Raw genomic sequence first — 16,250 nt, forward strand, 5'->3', positions numbered from 1 at the left:
TCAGTTTGGAATAAGTGGATGATGAACCCGTACAAGGACTTTGGTCCCTTTGCGGATCCGGGACGTAATAATCAGTTCGCCGTTCAGTAGCCGCGCCCGGGTATGCATGTTATCAAGCCCCTTGCTGATCGAAAGTTGTTGCTCGTTCTTGGGCATTTTTACCGCAAAGCCTTTGCCATCGTCCGTTACTGCCAGGGTAATTTTTTGGCGGTCGATGTGCAATTGAATGCGGATCTGCTGCGCTGCTGCGTATTTAACGGCGTTGTGCAACGCTTCCTGGGCAATTCGGTACAAGCCGATTTCGGTGGCGGGCGTAAGCCGTTTCATCGACTCGTCACTGTCGAAAATAATGTCGATTCCAGAAGCCCTGGTTGTCTGATCCGCCAGTAGTTTCAGCGCTGATTGCAGACCGAAATCACTCAGCACGGATGGCATGAGATTATACGCAACCTGACGTGTGGTCTGAATGGTATCGTAGATCAGGTCGCATACTTCTTCGGCCCTTACTCGCTGCTTCTCGTCCAGTGGGAAACCTGATTTTAGTTTTTCCGCGTGTAGCTTAAGTCCCGTCAGCATCTGCCCGATACCGTCGTGCAGTTCCCGGGCAAACCGGCGTCGTTCTTCTTCCTGGCCTTCCAGCAGAGCAGCCGCCCGAACGAGGCTTTCGGCCAGTTGCAGTCGGTATTTTTCTTCGGTGGTTTTCAGTAGTTCGTTTTGCGTCTCAACGAGCTTCTGGTTGGTGAAAACCAGACTGCGGTTGGTTTCTTCCAGCGCATGATTCGTGATCTCCAATCGTTTGTTGGACTGACGCAAGTTTCGTTCGGACTTGCCGAGCCGCCGAACAACGTTCTGGGTGTAGTTGACCACGGGCCGGAAAATGAAGTAGCCTTCGATGAGCAGGGTCAGCAGAGCGGCCAGCGTCAGAAAAAACTCGATGCGCTCAAGCGCTTTAACCCGTTCCAGACTTTCGGCGTCGAACTGATACACGATGTCGTTCATGCGCAGGACGTACGCCAGTTCGTGCTGAAGAATGTTCTGAAGTGCTTCGTTACGTTGGGCTGCTGTCGAAACCGGATTGTTGATCTGACTAAAACCGAGGGCTAGTGACTGAAATGACGGCTCAATGGCCGCGAACATACTGTCCAGGGCTGGGCTCCGGCGGATGGTGTAATCTTTTTCGGGCTGGAGGGTACCCTGCTGGAGCTGAACGTGGGTTTTCTGCCAGAGGCTGAGCAGTGAAGTAAAGGAGACCGTATCAGACGTGGGAATGTTCTGCGAACGTAGCAACGACAGTTTAGTAAGCCGCTGGCTGAGCATTCGCTGGCGACCAGCGATGTTGACGACACGACTGTCGCCGTAGTGGTTTCGGATAACGTACCGGAAAAACAGGAGCCCGCTGATTAACAAGAGGGCAATGACCGTAAGGGCCATTACGTAGAACCGTGTTAACCGGCGAGCTACCTGTTGATCGAGTTGATTCATAACTGTCTGAAGTTATCTTGCATACACCCCATCGCCCAGACCTGATGCGATTTGGGGACGGCTCGACTTCAGAAAGACGCGACAGGGAGTTGGAAACTAGTTTGGGTAGATCGCTCAACCAGTATCTCAAATCCCAATATACACCATCTCATCGACAATTTTTACGGGAAACGTCGCGATCTGGTAATCGTCGCCGGTCAGGCACTGGCCCGTTTGGAGTGAAAACGTGCGTTTGTGAAACGGGCAGGCTACCTTGGGTTCGTCACCCTGGCTGCCAATCATACCCCGGGACAGGGCCATCTGATGGCGGTGTGGGCACTCATTATCAGTGGCGTACCACTCGCCCCGCCGGGTAAAGTTGAAGATGGCAATCTGTCGACCTTCGATGAGGGCACAGGCCCCGCCGTCTTCGGGAATATCATCGACCCGGCAGGCAACGTGCCAGATAAGTTCTGTTTTTTCGACCAGTGTTTCCATGATACTAAAGCGTTTTTTGGGTGGTTGATTCAGTTAGCTCCATTCCTGAACGCGAACCTGATCGCGCATGGATTCAAAAGCGACAGTTGGGTCCTTCTGCTCGGGGGCGTTGACGAAGTGCGTGAAGCGTTTCCGTAGTTCAGGATTTTCAACCACTTCCTTCCACTCGCAGTGGTACGTGTCAACGATCAACTGCATTTCGCGCTCCAGATCGTTGGCAATGCCTAGTACGTCATCAATCACCACGGCCTTTAGGTAAGTCATGCCGCCTTCCATCTTGTTGAGCCAGGTAGCCGTACGGGTCAGGGGATCTGCCGTGCGGACGTAAAACATCAGGAAGCGATCGAGGTATCTGACGCAGGTTTCCTTATCCACGTCTGACACCAGCAGCTGAGCATGTTGTGGCTTCGCTCCGCCGTTGCCGCACACGTATACGTTCCAGCCTTTCTCCGTGGCAATGATGCCGAAATCCTTGGTCTGCGCTTCGGCGCACTCCCGCGTGCAGCCTGATACCCCCGACTTCAGCTTGTGGGGAGAGCGTAGACCTTTGTACCGGTTTTCGAGTTCGATGGCGAACGTAACAGAATCCTGCACCCCGAAGCGACACCAGGTCGTGCCGACGCAACTCTTGACAGTACGTAACGACTTGCCGTAGGCATGACCACTCTCGAAACCAGCGGCAATCAGTTCTTCCCAGATCTTGGGCAGATCACCGACGTGCGCCCCAAATAAGTCGATCCGCTGACCACCGGTGATTTTGGTGTAGAGTCCGTATTTCTGCGCGACCTGCCCGATAACGATCAGCTTTTCGGGCGTGATTTCCCCACCGGCTATGCGGGGCACGACAGAATACGTACCGCCCCGCTGGATATTGGCCAGGAAACGGTCGTTTGAATCCTGAATCGTGGCCCGGTCCTTCTTGAGGATGTTCTCGTTCCAGAGACTCGCCAGAATAGATGCAACCGCCGGTTTACAGCCTTCGCAGCCATCGCCTTTGCCGAACGTGTTCAATACGTCGCTGTATGTTTTGAGGCCGTTCATTTTTACCAGGTCCAGTAGTTCCTGGCGAGTATAGTCGAAGTGCTCGCAGAGGACGTTACGTACGTATACGCCCTGGGTTTTCAGTACGCCCTGGATCATGTCTTTGACCATCGGTGTACATCCTCCGCAGCCCGTACAGGCTTTGGTTGCTTTCTTGAGCGCATCAATGGTATGGTGGCCATTCTCGCCAATTTCGTGGCAGAGCATGGCCTTCGTAATGGCTTCGCAGGAGCAGATCAAGGCATCGTCGGGCAGGCTCATGATGCCCGCTGCACCTCCTTCTTCGCCCCCGCGAGACCCTAGAATCACGTCTTCGGGGTCGGGGGGGAGAATAGTCTGATTCTTACAGGTTTGCAGTAGCATGTTATACTGCTCGGCGTCGCCCACCAGAATGCCGCCCAGGAGGTGCTTCCCATCCGAACTGACGTTGATTCGCTTGTAAATGCCTTTCGCCCGGTTTTCGTACACAACGGTACGGCAGGCAGGTTCTGCCGCGAAGGGATCACCAAAGGACGCTACGTCGGTGCCGATCAGTTTTAGCTTGGTCGACATGTCGAAGGGTTTGAATTCCTTTGTTTCGCCCAGGAGCTGCGCGGCCACCACGTCGGCCATTTCGTAGCCAGGGGCCACCAGTCCGTAGATCATGTGGTGCACGATGGCGCACTCACCAATGGCAAAAATCGATGAGTCCGATGTACGGAGTTGATTATCGGTCAGGATACCCCCGCGTGGGTGGGTGTCCAGACCGGCGGCTTTGGCCAGTTCGTCACGCGGCCGAATACCCGCCGAAACAACCAGCATGTCCACGTCCAGCCGCGACCCGTCGGCAAACTGCATGCCGGTGATAACAGTGTCGCCCGTGATTTCCTGGGTACTTTTCGACAAGTGAATCGTGAGGCCCAGCGATTCCAGTTGCCGTTGCAGAATACCGGAGCCAGCGTCATCAATCTGGCGGGGCATCAGACGCGGGGCAAACTCGACCACGTGCGCTTCCTCCAGCCCCAGATCCAACAGTGCTTTGGCCGCTTCCAGCCCCAGCAGCCCACCACCCAACACGGCTCCCCGGCGTGCGGTGCGGGCGTACGACTGGATCATATCGAGGTCTTCGATGGTCCGGTATACAAAAACCCCATCCTTTTCGACCCCGGCCATTGGCGGCACAAATGCCCCGGAACCAGTTGCCAAAATCAGATAATCGTAAGGAGCAACTACGCCGTGGTGGGAGCGAACGGTTTTCTGATCGCGGTCGATATCGACAACTGGATCGGTTAAATACAGTCGAATGTTATTGTCATGGTACCACTGCTCAGGTGCCATCGTCAGGTCATCGGCTGTCTTCCCCGCAAAGTAGGCACTCAGGTGAACCCGATCGTAAGCTACCCGAGGTTCTTCCCCAAAAACGGTAATCGATAAGGGCTGTCCAGTTTTATTTTTTGCCAGCAGCTTCTCACAGAATTTGTAGCCGACCATGCCATTTCCAATAACGACGATGTTGGTGTTTGTTCTAGGTTGCATAGTTGTTTATAACTACAGTTTTATAAAAATACCGGTTATCGTGTTGACTTTTTGGGGGATTATAGTGCTTGTAAGACGTTTTGGGGTCTTCAAAGCTAAAATGAGTTTTTTGCAATTCCTAGATTAAAATTTGTAAAAAATTATAAAAACAGAATTTTTATCTAATTAAAACTTGATTTAACAAATTTTACCTATAGCTTTGATCCGTCGATAGGTAGTAGTAAGAGTCAACTATCGATAGTAGTGAAATAGTATTATTCTACTAAACGATTGCTGACTATGAATGTGCAGCCGAGACTTACACTGGTTGGCGCGGGGCCAGGCGACGATGAACTGATTACGCTAAAAGGAATCAGAGCATTACAGCAGGCAAATGTTGTTTTGTACGACGACCTGGCGACGAGTACGCTGCTGGATTTCGCGCCCGAGCAAGCCCTTAAGCTATACGTAGGCAAACGGGCGGGTAAGCCATCGGCCTCGCAGGACACCATCAATCAGATGATTGTTGAGCTGGCCCGGATGTATGGGCACGTAATTCGGCTGAAAGGCGGAGACTCCTACGTATTTGGGCGGGGCTACGAAGAATGCGAGTACGCCCGGCAGCACGGAATTCCAAGCATGGTTATTCCGGGCATTTCCAGTTGTATTGCCGTTCCGGCCTCGCAGGGCATACCGGTTACCTGCCGGGGCATCAGCGAGAGTTTCTGGGTGATTACCGGCACAACCCGGCACGGCGAATTATCGGCTGATCTACAACTGGCTGTCCAGTCGAACGCGACTGTCGTTGTCCTGATGGGACTCAATAAACTAGATGAATTATGCGCGCTGTATAACCAGCAGGGTCGGGGTGATTTGCCGATGGCGGTTATACAAAACGGAATACGTGCCGATGAGCGGTGCGTGGTAGGGCAGGTCTGGGAAATGCCGGCTTTGGTGGCAGCGCAGCGCGTGGGGGCGCCTGCGGTGCTTGTCATCGGCGAGGTGGTTACGCTGCATCCCGACTATGTCGTGGCGTACGCGGAAAGCCTGACGCTGACCTGCTGATAAAAAAGCCGGTCCGGTGTGGGGGCACCTTTGGACCGGCTCATTTGGGGTTGTCTATGCATCACATAAACGCATCAAAGGAAATGAAAAAAAGTACGTAATACAACCGACTACCGTCTCCTGCCGGGGCTTTATCGCCTGTCTTTACCCGGCCTTATCCATCCCTGCTTCGTTCGGGCAACCACCCGTTGTTTACCCAAGTCTGGGTATCCCTGTTCGTATACTGCCTATTCGCAACCATCACCAACAGTAGCGTACACGTATGAGACGATCTTTAATTCGATCAGTGCTGCTCTGCGGATTTTCCTTTGCCGCCAGTGCAGAACTCTTTGCTCAATACTCGCTGGTGGGCCAGCTCCGTACCCGAACCGAACTGCGGGACGGATTCGGAAACCTGGCTCCTAAAGACAGCCCGTCGGCCTTTTTTACGTCGCAGCGGGCGCGGCTCACCTTCAACTACAAATGGGACCGCATTACGTTCCAGACCGCCGTGCAGGATGTACGCGTCTGGGGACAGGATGCGGCCACGATCAATAACGCCGACGGGAACCGGCTGATGGTGCACGAAGCCTGGGCCGAAATTACGCTGGCTAACAGTGCCGATACAACCATCAAGTTCAAACCTCTTCAGAATCTGTCGCTGAAAATCGGGCGGCAGGAAATGGTTTACGATGACTCCCGCCTGATCGGCAACCTGGACTGGCTCCAGCAGGGCCGTCGGTTCGATGCAGCCCTCCTGAAAGCACAGCATCATGGCTGGGCCGTTGACCTGGGCGCTGGTTTCAACCAGAATACCGATGCGTTCGGCGTAGTAGGTACGTATTACACGGCTGGCAATGCCCCGGCGTCTGCCTTGTCAAGCAAGAACGTAACGCTGGCTATCCCAGCCGGTTTTGTCCCGACGAGCGGCAAAGGGGGCGCGCCCGTACTGGCAACGCCCCTCAGCACCAATGGTCAGAATCAGCAGTTCAAAGCATTTCAGATGCTGTATCTGACCCGGAAGTTCGGCGCAACAAAATTTTCAGCGCTGGTCTTCAAAGATGACTTTCAGAAATACCGGAGCGACTCACTGGGTAGTGCAACGCAGGGTTACGTATATGGGCGCCGTTACGACATAGCGGGCGTAAACTCCCGTGTGACCTACGGCGGAATGCTGACCGGACTGCTGGGAAAAGAATCGTCCCGGTTCGGTAAAGTGCAGTGGCAGACGTTTGCCTACGGCCAGAGCGGCAAAGACCGTGATGGGCTCGCCATCAAAAATGCGTACCACTATGGAGCCAACTTCATGGTGCAACGAGGGCCACTAAGCGTCGGGCCGGGCTACGAAGTGGTGTCGGGTAACAACGCGACAACGATCCAGAGTGGGCAGACGAGCCGGTTTGACCCGCTCTACGGCACGCCCCACAAATTCTGGGGCTACATGGATTACTTCTACGCCGGGACGGGCTCGCCAGCGGGTGGTCTGAAAGATGCGTTCCTGAAATTCAAGTACACGGGTAGCCGCCTGACCACGGGGCTGGACGTGCACTATTTTGCTTTGGCCGCCCCAACCTACAACCGGATGGCCGACGCACCAACCGGTGCCTTGCTGGATTCGAAACTGGGTATGGAATACGACTTCACGGCAACCTATGCGCTCAACCGGTTCACGGCCGTAGAGTTTGGTTATTCAGTCCTGAAAGGGACTAACAGCCTGGAATACAGCAAACAGGGAACCATGGACCAAAAGGATAAAACCGGGCAGTGGGCCTACCTGATGATCAATATCCGCCCGGACTTTTTCTACGTCAAACCAGCCGCTGGCAAGTAACGGCCTGATCCCTGAAAACACATACGACGAACTGCTTTCCCGCTTCTTCCCGGAAAAGCTATACACATTCATTACCATACGAACCATGACAACGAACAAACCGCTTGAGTCGCTCAATATCTTTAGTTTCCGTGGTGTACAGATGCGGACCTTTCACATTACGTGGTTAACCTTCTTTGTTTGCTTCTTCGGCTGGTTCGGCTTGGCTCCGCTGATGCCTGCCATCCGCGCCGACCTGAACCTGACCAAACCACAGGTAGGAAACACCATCATCGCGGCTGTATCGGCCACGATCTTTGCCCGCCTGATTATCGGTAAGCTCTGCGATACGTGGGGTCCGCGCAAAACCTATACGGCGCTGCTCGTGCTGGGTTCGCTACCGGTTATGCTGGTGGGGCTGGCCCACGACTACACGGCATTTCTGCTGTTCCGGCTGGCAATTGGTACCATTGGGGCCTCGTTCGTGATCACGCAGTTCCATACCTCGATGATGTTCGCGCCGAACATCAAAGGAACAGCCAACGCCGTAGCGGGTGGCTGGGGCAACCTGGGGGGCGGTATCACGCAGCTGGCCATGCCCCTGATCATGGCCGCTATCGTTGGGTTCGGCTATACCAAGCCCGAAGCCTGGCGAATGGCGATGGTCGTGCCGGGCGTGATGATGCTCGTGATGGCGTTCCTATATTACCGATTTACGACCGATACACCCAACGGCAACTACGAAGACATCGGGCACGCAGCTACCAAAGGCGAGTCGGTTAGTTTCTGGAAAGCCTGCGCCGATACGCGGGTGTGGGCACTAGCGCTGGCGTATGCCTGCTGCTTCGGGATGGAAATTACGTTCGATGGCGTTGCTGCCCTCTACTTCTTCGATAATTTCAAAATGGAAGAAACCGAAGCGGGTTTCTGGGCCATGCTGTTCGGCTTCATGAACATCTTCGCCCGTGCCCTAGGGGGGATCATTGCCGACCGGATAGGCAGAAAATATGGTATGCGGGGCAAGGGTGTTCTGCTGGCTGGTATGCTGTTGCTGGAAGGTATCGGCATCATGCTGTTCGCGCAGGCGGGTAACCTGCCGATGGCGATCCTGGCGATGATCTCGTTCGCCCTGTTCCTGAAAATGTCGAACGGCAGTACGTATTCCATCGTACCGTTTGTCAACCCCAAAGCCGTCGGGATTATCTCGGGCGTGGTTGGCGCGGGTGGTAACCTGGGCGGTATGCTGATGGGCTTCCTGTTCAAATCGCAGTCGATCACCTACGGACAGGCCTTTCTCTACATCGGCTGCGCCATCGCGGTCGTCGGGCTGCTGCTGTTCCTGGTCAATTTTGGTAAGTCGGCGGTAGCCGAACCGGCACAGCATGAAAATGAATTGCAATTAAACTAAGGAGGAAAGGGGGAGGGGGAAGAAGAACGAAAGGAATTCGTTGATGCACAAACACGTTTCCGCTTGCTTTTCTCCTTCCTCCTCCTTTCCTCCCCCTTTTTATGCATCAAACGACCTGTTGTTATTGTGGTGTTGGCTGTGGAATCGTGGTCAAACAGGAAGCGAATGGACAGTTGACGCTGGAGGGCGACAAGGCGCATCCGTCTAACCGGGGCATGCTCTGCTCGAAGGGGATGAACCTGCATTACACCGTTATGGATCAGTCCGACCGGTTGCTGTATCCGCAGATGCGGCTCAGTCGATCGATGCCCATGCAGCGGGTGAGCTGGGATGCGGCCCTAGAGCGGACAGCCGCCGTTTTCCGGACGCTGATTCAGAAATACGGGCCTGACTCCGTCGCGTTTTACGTATCGGGGCAGTGCCTGACGGAGGAGTATTACCTGGTCAATAAGCTGATCAAAGGCTTTATTGGCTCAAACAACATCGATACCAACTCCCGGCTGTGCATGAGCTCGGCGGTGGTTGGCTACAAGCTGTCACTGGGCGAGGACTCGGTGCCGGTTTGTTACGATGACATTGAAGAAGCCGACCTGTTTTACGTACAAGGGGCCAACCCAGCCTGGTGCCATCCCATTCTGTGGCGACGAATCGAAGCCCACAAAGCGGCCAATCCACACGTAAAAATCATCTGCGTCGACCCGCGCCGGACGGATACGGCTCGCTCGTCGGATCTGCATTTACCGATCCGGCCCGGCACTGACATTGTGCTCAACAACGCCATTGGCCGGTTGCTGATCGAGAAAAACTACATCGACCACGACTTTATCGCCGATCACGCCGATGGCTTCCTGGCGTACCGGGCGCAGGTGATGCAACGGACGGTGTCCGAAGCCGCTGATCTGTGCGGTATCGAAGCTGATCTGATTGCGCAAACGGCTGATCTAATTGGCCAATCGACGGGCTTCCTGTCCCTCTGGACGATGGGCATGAACCAGTCTGCGGTGGGTGTGAACAAGAACTTGTCGCTGATTAACCTGCACCTGATCACGGGGCGCATCGGCACACCCGGTAACGGGCCTTTTTCACTGACGGGGCAGCCCAATGCGATGGGCGGTCGCGAAGTGGGTGGACTGGCCAACGTACTCCCCGCTCACCGCGACGTAACGAATGCGGTTCACCGCGCCGAGGTGGAAGCCTTCTGGCAGAGCCCGGTCAATATTGCCGCCAAACCCGGCCTGACCGCGACCGAGATGTTTGAAGCGATGGAGGACGGTCGGCTGAAAGCCATCTGGATCATCAACACCAATCCGCTGGTCAGTATGCCCGACGTGAACGCGGTCGAAAAAGCCCTTCGAAAGGCTCGTTACGTTGTCGTGCAGGACGTATCGAATCGAGCTGATACGGTACAATTTGCCGACGTGGTGCTGCCCGCAGCTGCCTGGCTGGAAAAGGAAGGGACAATGACTAACGCCGAACGCCGGATTGCGTACCTCCCCAAGGTGCTCGACGGACCCGGCGAGGTATTACCCGATGCCGAAATCATCTGGCGGTTTGCGCAGAAAATGGGTTTTGACGAAGCGTTCAACTACGTCAGCGCATCGGAGGTGTACCAGGAGTACACCCGAATTACAGCCGGTACCAACGTGGACGTAACGGGCGTTAGTTACGAGTTGCTGAAGCAGAAACGAACCATTCAGTGGCCCTTTACAGGGCAGGAAAGGAGGAGTGGAGGAGAGGAGAAAAGCGTTACGTCGATAGGGACGAAACGGCTCTTTACCGATCATCAGTTTTACACGGCCAACAAACGGGCGCAGATTCACGCGGTGCCGGACGGGAATACGTCGGAGCCAACGGATGCTGATTTTCCGCTGGTGCTGACGACCGGCCGGATTCGGGACCAATGGCATACGATGACCAAAACGGGACGTGTGGCCAAGTTGAACCAGCACATTCCGCAACCGTTCTTACAACTTCATCCCGTCGACGCCCAGTCGCGGGGAATTCAGGATGGGCAGTTGGTGATTGTGCAAGGTCGCCGGGGGGAGGTGCGGGTGAAAGCGCAACTAACCGACGACGTACGACCCGGTCTTTGTTTTTTGCCCATGCACTGGGGCAAGCAACTGACAGGCAATCCCACCACCAGCAACCTGAACCGGGCGAACAACCTGACGAATAACCTGATCGATCCCCGCTCCAAAGAGCCGGATTTTAAATTCACCGCCGTTGAGGTAACGCTGTATCGCAAGCCAGTCGAAAAAATCATTGTCATTGGGGCAGGGTCGGCGGGGTTGGGCTTTATCAATACGTATCGGTCGCTACGGGTGGATAACGCCACCGCCGAAGACGAGATTCACGTCTTTTCCAAAGAAATTTACCCGTTCTACAACCGGGTGATGCTGCCCGATTACATCAGCGGCTCGCAGTCGTGGGAGCAACTGGTCAAACTGCGCGAAGACCAGTTTGAGGAGGCTAATATCGTTGTTCACAAAGGGGTCAGTATTAACCACGTCGACCGGCAGGCGAAAGTGGTGGTCGATAGCAACGGTGTAGAACATAGTTATGACAAACTGATTCTGGCAACGGGCAGCAGCGCCTTCATGCCCCGGACCGTACCGCGTCTGCCGGGACTATTCAACATGCGTTCGCGGCTGGACGCTGATTCACTCCTGCCGTTCCTGGACCAGAAAGACCCACAGGCCGTTGTCGTGGGCGGTGGGCTGCTAGGGCTGGAACTGGCCGCTTCCCTGCGGGAGATCGGGGTGCGGATCACGCTTATTCATCGCTCGGGGCGGTTTATGGAGCGCCAACTCGATACGCTGGCCAGCGATTTGCTGTACCAGGAGTTGCTGGACCGGGGCATCGAGATTTACTTCAACGAAGAAATTCAGATGTTTAACGGGCAGGAGCGTCTGGAAGGGGTACAACTGAAATCGGGCAAAAAGCTTGCCTGTCAGGTGGCAGTACTGGCCATCGGAACAACGCCCAATATTGACCTGGCTCGCTCGACGGGGCTAGCCTGTAACCGGGGCGTCATTGTGAACGATTACCTGCAAACCTCCGACCCGGATATTTTTGCGATGGGCGAAATCGCGCAGTGGAACGGCCAGATGTGGGGTATTACGTTAGCCGCCGAGCAGCAGGCCGACGTAGCAGCCCGGTTTCTGGCGGGTGATGTTTCGCAGCCCTACCGGGGGAGCCTGTCGATGAACATCCTGAAAATGGAAGGGCTGCACCTCTGTAGCCTGGGTATGGCCGAGATACCCGTGGGCAGCAGCGACTACGAAGAAATCGTCTTTATCGACAAGGCCCGGCGTTACTACAAGAAGTGTATTGTGCACCGGGACAAACTGGTGGGTGCCATTTTGATTGGCGATAAAAACGAATTTCTGGAATTCCGCGATCTGATTGCGAACGGCATTGAGCTGTCTGAAAAGCGCTTACAACTACTGCGTTCCAGCCAGAAGGCCGAGCCGGTGGAGGGTAAGCTGGTTTGTTCCTGCAACACGGTGGGGCAGGGTAACCTGGAACGCGCCATCCAGGCGGGCTGCACTGATTTTCAACAGCTCTGTCAAAAAACAGGGGCCGGTACCGGCTGCGGCTCCTGCCGCCCGGAAGTGCGGAGCTTATTAGAAAAAATGAGCGAAAGAGATAAAGAGCGAAAGAGTGATATCCTCGGATTGGTACCGTTCGGCTTATTCGCACTTTCACTCCTTCACTCTTTCGCTCTTTAGATATGCGCGATTACTACACACTGAAAGTCAACCTACCCGGAGGCATTGTGTCGCCGGGGGCGTTGCAGCAGGTCTTGTTGCTGGCGTACGAAGCCAAGGTGCGGCAGGTTCGCTTCGGTGCCCGTCAGCAGTTGCTGATGACGGTGCACTACGAGGATATGCCATTCCTGAAGAAAGACCTGAAAACGCACCAGATACCGTACGAAGTAAACACGGAGCAGCACCCCAACATCATCAGTTCGTACTGCGGGGAAGACGTATTTCGCACGGGCGACTGGCTGCGGGAAGGAGAGTATCATACTGTGCTGGATCAGTTCGATTATCAGCCGCGACTGAAAGTCAATATCTCCGATAGTAACCAGAGCTTTACGCCCTTTTTTACTGGAAACCTGAATTTTATCGCTTCGTCCGAGCCGCATTTCTGGTATCTCTACGTTCGGCCGAAGCAACGTAATACGCTCTTTCGCTGGCCGGATTTAGTGTATACGAACGACCTGGGCCGACTGGCGCAGGCGGTAGAAACTACGCTGCTGGACCAGGAATTTCAGAACGAAACGCTGCTGTATTCGGTGGTTACGTCGGCGCAGTCGTTCATCACCCAACCCGCTACGCAGGACGTTGAACTACCCGAGTTTTCGCTGCCCTACTACGAAGGATTCAACCGGTACGGGCAGCGGTCGTGGCTGGGCCTGTATCGGCGATCCGAGCAATTCTCGATCGCTTTTCTGCTGGATGTCTGCACCCTGTGTTTGAAAACGCGTATTGGCGAGTTGTGTATTACGCCCTGGAAATCGCTCATCGTCAAAGGAATCGAAGAGAAAGATCGGGCGGCCTGGTCTTACGTATTGGGCAAACACGATATTAACGTTCGGCACGCGGCCAACGAACTGGCCTGGCAGACGGAAGACCACGACGACGAGGGAGCGCAACTCAAAAACTATATTGTGCGCTATTTCCAGCGGTACGATGTCCGTACGTTTGGCTTGTGCTTTGGCGTGCAGACGCGGCCCAAGTCGGAAGTCTTTGGCTCGGTACTCGTGCGCCGTCGACCGTTGCTGCGCATCGGGCAGCTGGCCCTGCTGAGCGTGTACGACCTGTATTTTACCGACAATTTCAACCCCAATAGTCGGACGTATCATCTGTTTGAGAAAGGGCTGTTCAAGATTCACGTTCCTAACCAGCTCCGGCTGCTGAGTCGAAAATACAACACCCGGCTGGCTGGGAAGGAACTGGGACAACTTGAGCCGGAAGCCGAAAAAGCAGAGCTTATTCCCACTGCTCAACCCATCGTTCACCAGTGTCTACACTGCTTCACCATCTACGACGCGCAGTATGGGGACGAACGGCAGGGGGTTCCGGCGGGAACGCCGTTCGAAGAGCTGCCCGCTACGTATAGCTGTTCAACCTGCGATGCTCCCAGGGCCGATTTGCTACCGGTTGAGCTGGATCAGACAGCGGCTGGGTACGCTTAAGGTCGATTCTATAGTTGAGAATAAGGGCTGGATTAAACACTTTGCCTCCGAAAACAGTAATTCAACCAAAAACGGATTATTAACAACGAAAAACTATGCGTTGGATCGGAGGACGCGAAAGCGATAATGTTGATGACCGCCGGGGTGGTGGCGGTGGTGGATTAGTCGTTGGTGGCGGTATTGGTACGGTTATCATTGCGCTGCTTTATATGTTCTTGGGCGGAGATCCGTCGCAGGTTTTAACCCAGCAGACCGACGAGACGCAGACCACGTCGCAGGCGCCCACTGGACCGCAACACGACGACGAAGCGGCTGCCTTTACCCGAAAAGTACTGGCTAGTACCGAGGATGTCTGGGGGAAAATCTTCGCTGATAAAGGCGAGCAATACAATGACCCTACGCTGGTGATGTTCCGGGGTGTAACGTCGTCGGGCTGCGGGACGGCTCAGCAGGAGATGGGACCCTTCTACTGCCCACTCGACAAAAAAGTATACATCGATTTATCATTCTATGACGAGCTCAGCCGACGGTTTCAGGCCCCCGGTCAGTTTGCTATGGCCTACGTCATCGCTCACGAGATCGGTCACCACGTCCAGGACGAGCTGGGCATCATGAATAAAGTGAACCAGGCGCGGGAGCAAATGAGTCAGCGCGACTACAACAAGCTGTCGGTGCGACTGGAGCTACAGGCCGATTTCTACGCAGGTGTGTGGGCACACCACGCGCAAGGGCAGAGTATTTCGATCAACGAGAACGACGTAGAGGAAGCGCTGACGGCGGCCAACGCCATCGGCGACGATAAAATCCAGGAGCGGACGCAGGGGCGGGTTGTGCCGGATGCATTCACGCACGGTTCCTCGGCGCAACGGGTGTACTGGTTTAAAAAAGGTCTCCGTACCGGCGATATGAGCCAGGGCGATACGTTCAATAGTCGCGAAGACGAGAATTTGCAGTAATCCAGTTTCTGCTTTGGCTGGATAGAAGTAAAAGCCAGTGATACGTTAGTCTGCCAGCGGCACATCCGATGCCGCTGGCTTTTATTTTTAATGCGCGTGAATTAGAAAGCACTTGCCAGATAGGCATGATCAAGCCGGTGAATAGCCCGCTGCAACAGTTGCCACCAGGTTGATAGTGTGCTAAACATATAGAGTGACTCAAACCCGAAAAGCACACCTAACAAGATCAGGATAATCAGTTGAGAGGAAGTTAGGCGAGGTTTTTTCATGGGACAGGGTAAGAAAGATATACGCCAGGGTTGGTGAAGATTGGTTCTGCGGCCGATACTCAGAAAACGGCTTGCCAACTTATCCAGTATAACAAACCCGGGAGCATTAGTAAGCCGTCCAGGTAAACGTAATACCAGTAGTCAGACCGCCATACCGGCATATACCGTAAAGACCCTACCAGAATAAGCATTGGTATACCTAAGCACAAAATCCACCCGAACGGCATACCATGGGCTAAGAGGATAATCAGTGATAGCACAAAACAGCCAGCAATCCCGTAAAACACATTGATTGCCCGCTGCTGACTCATTCTGGATACCAGCGTAAGCCATTTTGATTGTTTGTCCTCCTCCCGATCCCGGTAGTCGAACCAGAAGCAGATGCAGTAGATGAACAAAAACCGGTTAATCGTCCAAACGGTCAGGGTGCTTGTCCAGCCAGAAGACTCCAGCAATACGGGAAGAACCGCCGTAACGAAAGTCCAGACCAGCGCCAGATACGTCGTTTTAAGAATGGCAACGCGACGTAGATACCGAAACGGCTGGTAATCGATCTTGGGTGCTGTGTAAAGCAGGGTAGCCACCACAACCGGAATGAAGTAATGGAGATAACGTAATAACTGACTCAGCAACACCAGACTCAGCAAAGCCGCCCCAATACCGATGACCAACAAAAGCGATTTATGCCGTTTGTTCCACTGATTTCGCTCCGTTAGCTCTGCTGTAGTAGGCGTCAGATACCAGTGGAAGGCATAACTGCTCAGGGTTGCCAAGAATAAAAACGGCAAGAAAAAAGCCGGTAGCTTCTTGTGAAAAAGCAGGGCCGTCATGTGACACATTATGACAGCGCATAGGGCAATGTAGCTATTGCTAAACAATATGAATTCCAGCAGCGCTATTGCTCCTTTTCGTACCTGGGCAAAATTATTTGCTACTGAGATAGCCATCAGAAATGCGAAGCGCTAGTTGACGACAAACAAACCTGTTTTAAGGAAGGAAAGTTAGTTTGTCTGTCTTCATTCGCTTATAGGAGACAAGCCGGTTTCGAAGCCCCTGTCTAACCGAA

At 54.2% G+C, this 16,250-nt stretch carries 11 protein-coding genes; 6 read left to right on the forward strand and 5 right to left on the reverse strand.

The features are described 5' to 3' along the window. The 3 genes from ACYVAD_RS16690 to nirB all read right to left on the reverse strand — a co-directional run bounded on the left by ACYVAD_RS16690 (position 1) and on the right by nirB (position 4,515). Positions 1-1,482: an ATP-binding protein gene (locus tag ACYVAD_RS16690; RefSeq protein ID WP_461140647.1), complete on the reverse strand. Its 1,482-nt coding sequence runs from the start codon at positions 1,480-1,482 to the stop codon at positions 1-3. Positions 1,483-1,608: 126 nt separating this feature from the next. Next, positions 1,609-1,959 carry a nitrite reductase small subunit NirD gene (nirD, locus tag ACYVAD_RS16695; protein ID WP_461140648.1) on the reverse strand — a complete coding sequence of 117 codons (351 nt, stop codon included), beginning with the start codon at positions 1,957-1,959 and terminating at the stop codon, positions 1,609-1,611. Between the two features lie 33 nt (positions 1,960-1,992). Continuing rightward, complete coding sequence (gene nirB, locus ACYVAD_RS16700) at positions 1,993-4,515, reverse strand: nitrite reductase large subunit NirB (protein ID WP_461140649.1); 2,523 nt, start codon at positions 4,513-4,515, stop codon at positions 1,993-1,995. Positions 4,516-4,800: 285 nt separating this feature from the next. On the opposite strand from nirB, the gene cobA reads away from it, so the two are divergent. The 6 genes from cobA (at position 4,801) to ypfJ (ending at position 14,915) form a co-directional block, all read left to right on the forward strand. Then, positions 4,801-5,559 carry a uroporphyrinogen-III C-methyltransferase gene (cobA, locus tag ACYVAD_RS16705; RefSeq protein ID WP_461140777.1) on the forward strand — a complete coding sequence of 253 codons (759 nt, stop codon included), beginning with the start codon at positions 4,801-4,803 and terminating at the stop codon, positions 5,557-5,559. Between the two features lie 262 nt (positions 5,560-5,821). Next, positions 5,822-7,369: an alginate export family protein gene (locus tag ACYVAD_RS16710; protein WP_461140650.1), complete on the forward strand. Its 1,548-nt coding sequence runs from the start codon at positions 5,822-5,824 to the stop codon at positions 7,367-7,369. 85 nt (positions 7,370-7,454) lie between these two features. Beyond that, entirely contained in the window at positions 7,455-8,756 is a 1,302-nt protein-coding gene (locus ACYVAD_RS16715) for a NarK family nitrate/nitrite MFS transporter (protein WP_461140651.1), read from the forward strand. 101 nt (positions 8,757-8,857) lie between these two features. After that, positions 8,858-12,487 carry a molybdopterin-dependent oxidoreductase gene (locus ACYVAD_RS16720; RefSeq protein WP_461140652.1) on the forward strand — a complete coding sequence of 1,210 codons (3,630 nt, stop codon included), beginning with the start codon at positions 8,858-8,860 and terminating at the stop codon, positions 12,485-12,487. 2 nt (positions 12,488-12,489) lie between these two features. Further along, complete coding sequence (locus ACYVAD_RS16725) at positions 12,490-13,959, forward strand: rubredoxin (protein WP_461140653.1); 1,470 nt, start codon at positions 12,490-12,492, stop codon at positions 13,957-13,959. A 95-nt stretch (positions 13,960-14,054) separates the two neighbouring features. Beyond that, positions 14,055-14,915 carry a KPN_02809 family neutral zinc metallopeptidase gene (gene ypfJ, locus ACYVAD_RS16730; RefSeq protein WP_461140654.1) on the forward strand — a complete coding sequence of 287 codons (861 nt, stop codon included), beginning with the start codon at positions 14,055-14,057 and terminating at the stop codon, positions 14,913-14,915. A gap of 101 nt (positions 14,916-15,016) precedes the next feature. On the opposite strand, the gene ACYVAD_RS16735 is transcribed toward ypfJ, so the two are convergent. Continuing rightward, positions 15,017-15,184, reverse strand: coding sequence for a hypothetical protein (locus tag ACYVAD_RS16735; protein WP_461140655.1), 168 nt, complete (start codon positions 15,182-15,184; stop codon positions 15,017-15,019). A gap of 59 nt (positions 15,185-15,243) precedes the next feature. Further along, positions 15,244-16,014 (reverse strand): UbiA prenyltransferase family protein, encoded by a 771-nt coding sequence (locus ACYVAD_RS16740; protein ID WP_461140656.1) that lies wholly within the window; start codon positions 16,012-16,014, stop codon positions 15,244-15,246. Positions 16,015-16,250: the final 236 nt, after the last annotated feature.

It is taken from the genome of Spirosoma pomorum (assembly GCF_054776615.1).